Below are 7,659 nucleotides of genomic sequence, written 5' to 3' on the forward strand. Positions count from 1 at the left end.
ACCCATCCCGCGCCAGCGCCGCCACCGCCCCGTTCCGCGAGGCATCGGCCAGCAATCGCAAAGCCCGGTAAAGACTCGACTTCCCCGTCCCGTTGGCCCCCGTCACCACATTCAGCCCCCGCAACGGCATCACCACCCGCCGCAACGACCGATAGTTCTCCACCGCCAACGTCGTCAACATGCAGCCAACGTACAGACCGCCTCGGACAGTCCTGGCCGGGTCAGGCCAACGCCCGCCCGCACCCCGCGTGCGTGAATACCTTGCTGCCATGCACGTCCGGCCGATCGTCTGCCTGGCGCCCTCGCCACGCTGGCCGCCCACGCCCTGACGAATTCCGGCTGTCTTCGTGCCGTCCTTGAGAGGCGGGCCAGGGCGTCTAGAGCCAGGGCGGGGTGTAGCGGTCTACGTAGGCGCGGGCACGTTCGGTCGGGTCTGCCCAGTACTGGTGGGGCTGGCGGTGGACGTGCTTCTCGCAGAACTCGCGAAGGTCGCTGCTGATCGTCTCCACCTCGCGGACGGGGAGACGCTCGAAGTCGCTGTTGGCCTGTAGGAGTTCGGACTCAGGGTTCCATCCGCTCGCGTCGAACGCCCAGGTGTCCCAGCGTGCGTACACATGGAGCGGATGCTCGAAGTCACCCATGTACATCGCAGCCAAGGCGATCTCCTGATCGGGATAGAAGTCCCTGCAGACCCACGCCAGCACATGGCAGGCCCCACTCGAGAAGAACGCCTGATCCGTCCGCTCCCACGAGACTCGTTGATCGGCCCGCTCGATCGCGGTCCGCCGAAACACCCCAGACGCCGTCACTGCCATACCCGGATGCTAGCTACGGGGTCGGACAGTTTCTGCTCGGATCGCGGGGGTGTGGTCGGCGCGTGGGGGGTGAGCCACGCGCCGACCGGACTGTTAGGCGAGGGAGTCTTCCCAGGCTTGGTGGAGGCCGGCGTAGTTGCCGCCGGTGGTGATGAGGAGGTCGGGGGGACCGTCTTCGAGGATGCGGCCGTGTTCCAGGACCAGGACCCGGTCGGCGGTCTCCACGGTGGAGAGGCGGTGGGCGATGACGATGGCTGTGCGGTCCGCGAGGATGGTGCGGAGGGCACGCTGGATGAGGCGTTCGCTGGGGATGTCCAGGCTGGAGGTGGCCTCGTCCAGGATCAGTACGGCGGGGTTGGCGAGGAAGGCGCGCGCGAATGCGACCAGCTGGCGCTGGCCCGCGGACAGGCGGCTGCCTCGCTTCTCCACTTGGGTTTCGTAGCCTTGGGGGAGTGCGCTGATGAAGTCGTGCGCGCCGATCACCTTGGCGGCCTCGACCACCTCGTTCATGGTGGCTTCCGGCTTGCCGAAGCGGATGTTGTCGGCGACCGAGCCGGTGAAGAGGAAGTTCTCCTGGGTCACCATGACGACGCGTTCGCGGAGGTCGTCCTCGGTCAGGTCACGCAGGTCCTGGCCGTCGAGCAGTACGTGCCCACCGGTCGGGTCATAGAAGCGTGAGACCAGTTTGGCGATGGTCGTCTTCCCGGCACCCGTCGTACCGACCAGTGCGAGGGTCTGACCGGCCGGCACGTCCAGGTCGAGTCCGGGCAGGACCGGTACGCCGTCGACGTACTGGAACTGCACTCCACGCAGCTCGAGGTGGCCACGGGCCGCACCGGGCTTCACGGGCTTGACGGGCTCGGCCACGTCCGGCTCCTCGTTGAGCACGCCGGACAGCTTCTCCAGCGCTGCGCTCGCGGACAGGAACGTGTTGTAGAACTGCGAGATGTCCTGCAGTGGCTCGAAGAACTGCCGCAGGTAGAGCAGGAACGCGGTCAGTACGCCGACAGTCACGTGACCGTGATAGGCCTGGTAACCGCCGTACGCGAGGATCGCGACGATGGTCACGTTGCCGACGCCCTTGATCGACGGCATGAAGACCGCGTTCAGCCGGAACGACTCGTAGTTCGCCTCGCGGTACTGCTCGTTGACGCCCGCGAAGATCTCCTCGTTGCGTGGCTCGCGACGGAAGGCCTGGACGGCGCGGATGCCGGTCATCGACTCGACGAAGTGCACGATGACCAGTACGACGGCCTCGCGCGTCCGCCGGTAGACGACCGCCGACCGCTTCCGGAACCACGCTGTCAGCAACAGCAGGATCGGGAACGACAGCAAGGCGATCAGACCGAGCTTCAGATCGAGCACCAGCAACAGGATCATCGTGCCGAACAGCGTCAGTACTGCGGTCACCAGACCGTCGAACCCGTTGGCCAGCAGTTCGTCGATGACGCTGACGTCCGAGGTCAGGCGGGAGATCACCCGGCCGGACGTGTACTTGTCGTGGAACGCCGGGCTCAACCGCTGGAAGTGGTCGAAGACCCGCCGGCGCAGACCGAGCAGGATCGTCTGCCCGAGCCGGCCGGACCGCATCAGGAAGATCTGCCGGGTGAACGCTTGCAGCAGCGCGCTGAACAGAACGGCGCTCACCACTGTGATCAGTGCTCTCGGACCGTCACCCGCGAGGATCGGCGGGATGCCGTTGTCGATCCCGAGGTGCACCAGGTACGGCACCGCGAGCCGCGCCGCGTTCTCGATCACGACGATCGCGACCAGGATCCAGATCAGCTTCTTGTACGGCCGGAGCAGCTCGCCGAGCAGCTTGCGCGAGTCCTCCTTCAGCCGGACGGTCGTTGCCTTCGACAACTCCTTGGTGCCTTCGTCTTCGTACACCCCGCGCCAGGACGGCTGCTTGTCCTGATCGTCCTGCTCAGGAGGTGTCTGCGTGGTCGTCATGCGTGCACCTCCTCTTCGTCTGCCGCGAGCAGATGCCGGTACGCCGGTACTGTCGCCAGCAACTCCTGATGTGTCCCGACATGGGTGATAGTGCCGCCCTGGAGCAGCGCCACCTGGTCAGCCAGCATCACTGTGGACGCGCGGTGCGCCACCACGATGCCGGTGGTGTCGGCCAGCACTCTGCGGAGCGCCTCCTCGACCAGAGCCTCGGTGTGGACGTCCAGTGCGGACAGGGTGTCGTCCAGCACCAGCACGGCCGGCCTAGCGAGCACTGCGCGGGCTAGTGCGAGCCGCTGGCGTTGGCCACCCGATAGCGACATGCCCTGCTCGCCGACGCGAGTCTCCAGACCCCAGGGGAGGTCGTTGGCGAACTCGGCCTGCGCAACCTGCAGTGCTTCCTGGACCTCGGCTTCAGTGGCATCCGGACGGCCGAGGGTGAGGTTCTCCCGGACACTCATCGAGAACAGCGTCGGGTCGTCGAACGCCGAGGCGACCGCCGTCCGCAGCGAGTACAGCGTGAGGTCGCGGATGTCGTGCCCGTCGATCGTGATCCGGCCAGAGGTCACGTCGTACAGGCGTGGGACCAGCGAGGTTAGCGTGGTCTTGCCCGACCCCGTGGCCCCGACGAGAGCCAGCGTCGTACCGGGGGTGAGGTCGAGGTTGATGTCGTGCAGGATCTCCGAGGAGTCGTCGGAGAACTGGAACCCGACGTGCTCGAACCGCAGGTGTCCCCGCGAGTGCTCGAGCGCGATCGGACCGGACTGGATCACCGAGTGCGTGTCAAGGATCTCGCTGATCCGGTCCGCCGCGGTCATCGCCTCCTGCGCCATCGCGAGGATCCCGCCGAGGGAGGTGACCGGCCAGACCAGCGACAGCATCAGCGTGATGAACGCGACCAGGGTGCCGAGGGTGATCGACTGCCGGCCGACCGCGAGCGCACCGAGCAGCAGCACGATCACGAGGGTCAGGTTCGGGATGACGCCGAGGAAGCTCCAGAACCGGGAGGCGAGCCGGACCTTGGTGATCTCGGTGTTGTAGAGGTTGATCGCCTCGTCGTCGAACTGCCGCTGCACGTGCTGCCGGCGGCCGAACGCCTTCACGACCCGGAAGCCAAGCGCCGACTCCTCGATCCGGGTGGCCAGGTCGCCCTGCTGGTCCTGCACCTCGCGGGAGATCAGCAGGTACTTCTTCTCGAACCGCATCGACAGCGTGACGATCGGTACGGCGGCCGCCAGCACCACGATGCCGAGTGGCCAGTACAGCTGCAGCAGCAGGATCGTGACGACGGCCAGCTGCAGGATGTTCATCACCAGGAACAGCAGGCCGAAGCCCATGAACCTGCGGATGGTGGACAGGTCTGTGGTGACCCGGGACAGCAGCTGACCGCTCTGCCACCGGGTGTGGAACTCCATCGGCAGGGACTGCAGACGGACGTACAGGTCTTGCCGGAGCGACGCCTCCAGGTCGGAGACGGTGCGGGACTGGGCCATCCGGCGGATCCAGACCAGCAGGACTTCGGCGATGCTCAGTCCGAGGGCCAGGAGCGCCAGGGGGACGAGCAGGTCGAGCTCACGACGGGTAACCGGGCCGTCGATGATGGAGCGGGTGACCAGGGGGACCGAGAGGGAAACACCGACACCCAGCATGGCCGTGGAGAACATCAGCACCAGCCGCCAGCGGTGCGGCCTCAGATAGGGCCGGAGACGCCAGAGGTTACGGCTGCGTTCGGGTGCTCGGGAGGAGGGAGCGGCGATCGAAGGAGGTGGGATCGAGGGAGCTTGGACAGTGTGCTCTGAGGGCATCTGGACGGGCGCACTTCCCATCATCAACTAGGCAGGGGGCCGCGATCGGGAGGCGGCGCACTCTCCAGTATCGCTCAGTAGGTAAGCGCTTGTCGTGCCAATTCCATTCCCCGTGGATGAATTACAGCTTGTTGCAATAGGCCACCAGAGCGCCCAGGCGGTGACCGGGGTCACAGTCATTACGAACCGCGATAGGTCCGCGGTTGGGATTGCAACTTCCTGCAATCTCACCGCTGCTGGGCGTGTTCCGTAGGGTTCGCTGGCATGGTGTGGCTGGTGCGGGGTGAGGTTCGGAAGCTGTTGCTTGGGCAGGCGGTGTCCATGGCGGGCAGTTCGATCACTACGGTCGCGCTGCCTTTGGTGGCGGTGCTGACGCTTCAGGCGTCGCCGCTCCAGATGGGACTGCTGGCTGCGCTCGGTGTGCTGCCGCATCTGGTGTTCGGACTGCCCGCTGGGCTGGTGGTTGACCGCATGTCGTTGAGAAGGCTCTTGCTGATCGCGGACGTCGGGCGCGCGGTACTGCTTGGGTCTATCCCTACTGCGGCGGCCGCGGGACTGCTACAGATTGGCCAGCTGTACGTCGTCGCCGTGCTGGCTGGCGTGTTCGCTCTGCTGGCGGATACGGCGGCGCAGACGTTGCTGCCGGCGTTGGTGCCGCGTTCTGAGCTGATGCGCGCGAACAGCGCGTCGCTGCTCACCACCAACGTGGCGACTACGACTGGGCCGTCCGCGGCCGGGTTTCTGGTGCAGGCGGCGAGTGCGCCGTTCGCAATCCTGGTTGATGCGCTGTCGTTCGTGGTGTCTGCGGTGACGTCGTACCTGATTCGGGAGCCGGCGCGGACGGTGGTGGCGGAGCGGACGCCGGTGCGGCTGTCGACCGGTCTGCGAGTGCTGTTCGCCGATCGGTTGCTGGGACCGCTCACTCTGTCGGCGACGGTCGGTTCGCTGTTCGGGTCGATGCAGGGGCCGCTGGTCGTGCTGTATCTCGTGCGTGAGCTGCACTGGAAGCCGGCGGCCATCGGGATCGCTCTGACAGCGTCCGGTGCTGCTGCTGTGGTCGGCACGCTGGTTGCGAGTGCGTGGTGCCGCCGGGTGGGCGTCGGCCGCGCGTACCTGTCCGGACAGTTCCTCTCCATCGTGTCCGGCGTCGCAATGGCGACCGGTCTCGCACCTGTCATCTATGCAGGACAGGCGGTCTCGGGACTAGGGATGGCGCTCTTCGGCATCCCTCAACGGACACTCCGGCAGTCCCGTATCCCCACACATCAGCTGGGCCAGGCCACTGCGACCTGGCGCACGCTGGTGATCGGCGGTCAAGCAGTCGGTGCGGCACTGGCCGGCGTACTGGGTACTGCATTGGGGCTCCGGTCTACTCTGCTGCTCTCCAGTGCAGGCATGCTGATCGGCGTACTGATCGCAGCGGCCTCACCGCTCCGCACCATCACCACTGTCGGTGCGGACTGACACACTGCGGGAATGCCTTTGTTCTACGTGGCCGGAGCATCTGGATCCGGCAAAACGACAGTCGGCGCCGAGCTCCGTCGACGCGGCTATCCGACGTACGACGTGGATGTGGATCGCTTAGGGGTGTGGGACGGCGACGTCTACACACTTCCCGTCGAGACTGTGCAGAAGCTGGTGGCGGAGGTGGGGGATGCGGTCGGGTTCGTCACTGGCTCGGTTGGCAACGAGGGTGAGATCTGGGACCTGTTCACGCACGTGATCAGTCTGTCCGCGGATGCGGACACCATCCGGCACCGCATCGCCCAGCGTCCGAACGGCTTCGGCTCCACTGAAGAGGAGCTCGCGAGCATCCTGGCATGGCACGCAACCATCGACGTGGACAATGCGCGCTTCGGCGCGACGCTGGTCGATGCGAGCCCACCAGTGGCCGCGGTCGCGGACGAGGTGCTGAGAGTGGTGCAGCGGTGAAACTCGAATTGCTGGAGAGCCTCCGGCGCAGTCGCGCACAGGTGTTGGCTGCGCTCGATGGTGTGTCTGAGTACGACAGGCGCCGCCCGCTGGTGGCCAGCGGCACCAACCTGCTCGGTCTGGTCAAACACCTGGCCGGTGAGGAGCACGGGTACCTGGGTGAGTCTCTCGGCCGCACTCCGTTGCTGCGGCCGACCTGGTTTCGCGACGACCCGTACGAAGAGCAGGACATGTGGGCGAGCCCAGACGAGTCGACCGACTACATCACCGGCGTCTACCGGGAGCTGTCTGCGCACTCCGACCAGGTCGTTCTCTCGCTAGACCTGGACAGCCCTGCGCACGTCGCACACTGGGAGAAGCACGAGACCACCATGGGCTACCTGCTCTTCACCATGGCCACCGAAACCGCCCAGCACGCCGGCCACGCCACAGCGCTGCGTCATCTGGTCACGCAATCGGCTCGTTGACTGCGCCACCGGTGGTCCAGTCGAGGTCGGTGAGGATGCGGTCGACTGTCTGGTCCAGTGTGCTGTCGATGCCGATCACCTGCTCACCCGGTACGCCGAGTAGGTCGATGTCGCGGTACCAGTCCTGCATCTGCTCGGCCGTGACCACCTTCGACAGCTCCCGCGTCGAGTGCCGCCGAATCGTCTCGTCGAACGGCAGCTGGAAGTAGTACGCCCCCGACACGCCAGCGTGGTCGGCCAACAGTTGGCGGATCATGTCGCCGTACGTGCGGTTGTTCAAAATCCCTTCCAGTACGACGTGATAGCCCTCGTCGAGCGCATACCGCACGATCAGGTCGATGAGCCCGACATTCGGCTGCCCGAACCGATCGTGCTCCCGCAGCAGCGTCCGCCGGACATAGTCCTGCTCCACCCACGAGACGCCGTACCCGAGCCGCCGCCGAATCTCCTGCGCCGTAGAACTCTTCCCCGACCCCGAGTTCCCTCGCACCACCACGAGCCGAGTCGTCCCGTCCCCAGTCTTCGCCACCCCGGAACCCTAAGCCAGCCCCCAGAATGCAGACGGCACTGACTCGCTGAGCAGCCGCCGTCTGATGACCTCAGCACACTCGTCCCCACGGGTCGAGGTTATTCGACGCGGAAGACCGGGCCCTTGGGAGTGAAGGGAAGGGTGGCGCCTCGGGGGAGGAG

The 7,659-nt window shown here is 66.1% G+C and carries 8 protein-coding genes; 3 read left to right on the plus strand and 5 right to left on the minus strand.

All coding sequences use genetic code 11. The features are described from left to right. The 4 genes from E1263_RS41110 to E1263_RS41125 all read right to left on the minus strand — a co-directional run. Nucleotides 1-181, minus strand: a 181-nt coding sequence (locus E1263_RS41110) for an AAA family ATPase (RefSeq protein WP_132177688.1), incomplete at its 3' end; no start/stop codon positions are given. A gap of 196 nt (nt 182-377) precedes the next feature. Next, nucleotides 378-815, minus strand: coding sequence for a hypothetical protein (locus E1263_RS41115; protein WP_132177690.1), 438 nt, complete (start codon nt 813-815; stop codon nt 378-380). A gap of 93 nt (nt 816-908) precedes the next feature. Beyond that, entirely contained in the window at nt 909-2,768 is a 1,860-nt protein-coding gene (locus E1263_RS41120) for an ABC transporter ATP-binding protein (RefSeq protein WP_132177692.1), read from the minus strand. Continuing rightward, complete coding sequence (locus E1263_RS41125; RefSeq protein ID WP_238162036.1) at nt 2,765-4,429, minus strand: ABC transporter ATP-binding protein; 1,665 nt, start codon at nt 4,427-4,429, stop codon at nt 2,765-2,767. The genes E1263_RS41120 and E1263_RS41125 overlap by 4 nt, the downstream gene beginning before the upstream one ends. 405 nt (nt 4,430-4,834) lie before the next feature. Here E1263_RS41125 and E1263_RS41130 point away from each other — a divergent pair, with 405 nt between their 5' ends. The 3 genes from E1263_RS41130 to E1263_RS41140 are packed head-to-tail and all read left to right on the plus strand — an operon-like array spanning nt 4,835 to nt 6,969. Then, entirely contained in the window at nt 4,835-6,034 is a 1,200-nt protein-coding gene (locus tag E1263_RS41130) for an MFS transporter (RefSeq protein WP_132177696.1), read from the plus strand. Between the two features lie 12 nt (nt 6,035-6,046). Then, entirely contained in the window at nt 6,047-6,502 is a 456-nt protein-coding gene (locus tag E1263_RS41135; protein WP_132177698.1) for a P-loop NTPase family protein, read from the plus strand. After that, nucleotides 6,499-6,969, plus strand: coding sequence for a DinB family protein (locus tag E1263_RS41140; RefSeq protein WP_238162038.1), 471 nt, complete (start codon nt 6,499-6,501; stop codon nt 6,967-6,969). Before E1263_RS41135 ends, E1263_RS41140 begins: the two co-directional genes overlap by 4 nt. On the opposite strand, the gene E1263_RS41145 is transcribed toward E1263_RS41140, so the two are convergent. Beyond that, nucleotides 6,950-7,498, minus strand: coding sequence for an AAA family ATPase (locus E1263_RS41145; protein WP_132177702.1), 549 nt, complete (start codon nt 7,496-7,498; stop codon nt 6,950-6,952). The genes E1263_RS41140 and E1263_RS41145 overlap by 20 nt on opposite strands. Nucleotides 7,499-7,659: the final 161 nt, after the last annotated feature.

This window comes from Kribbella antibiotica, assembly GCF_004349055.1.
In the GTDB taxonomy this organism is placed as follows: Bacteria; Actinomycetota; Actinomycetes; order Propionibacteriales; family Kribbellaceae; genus Kribbella; species Kribbella antibiotica.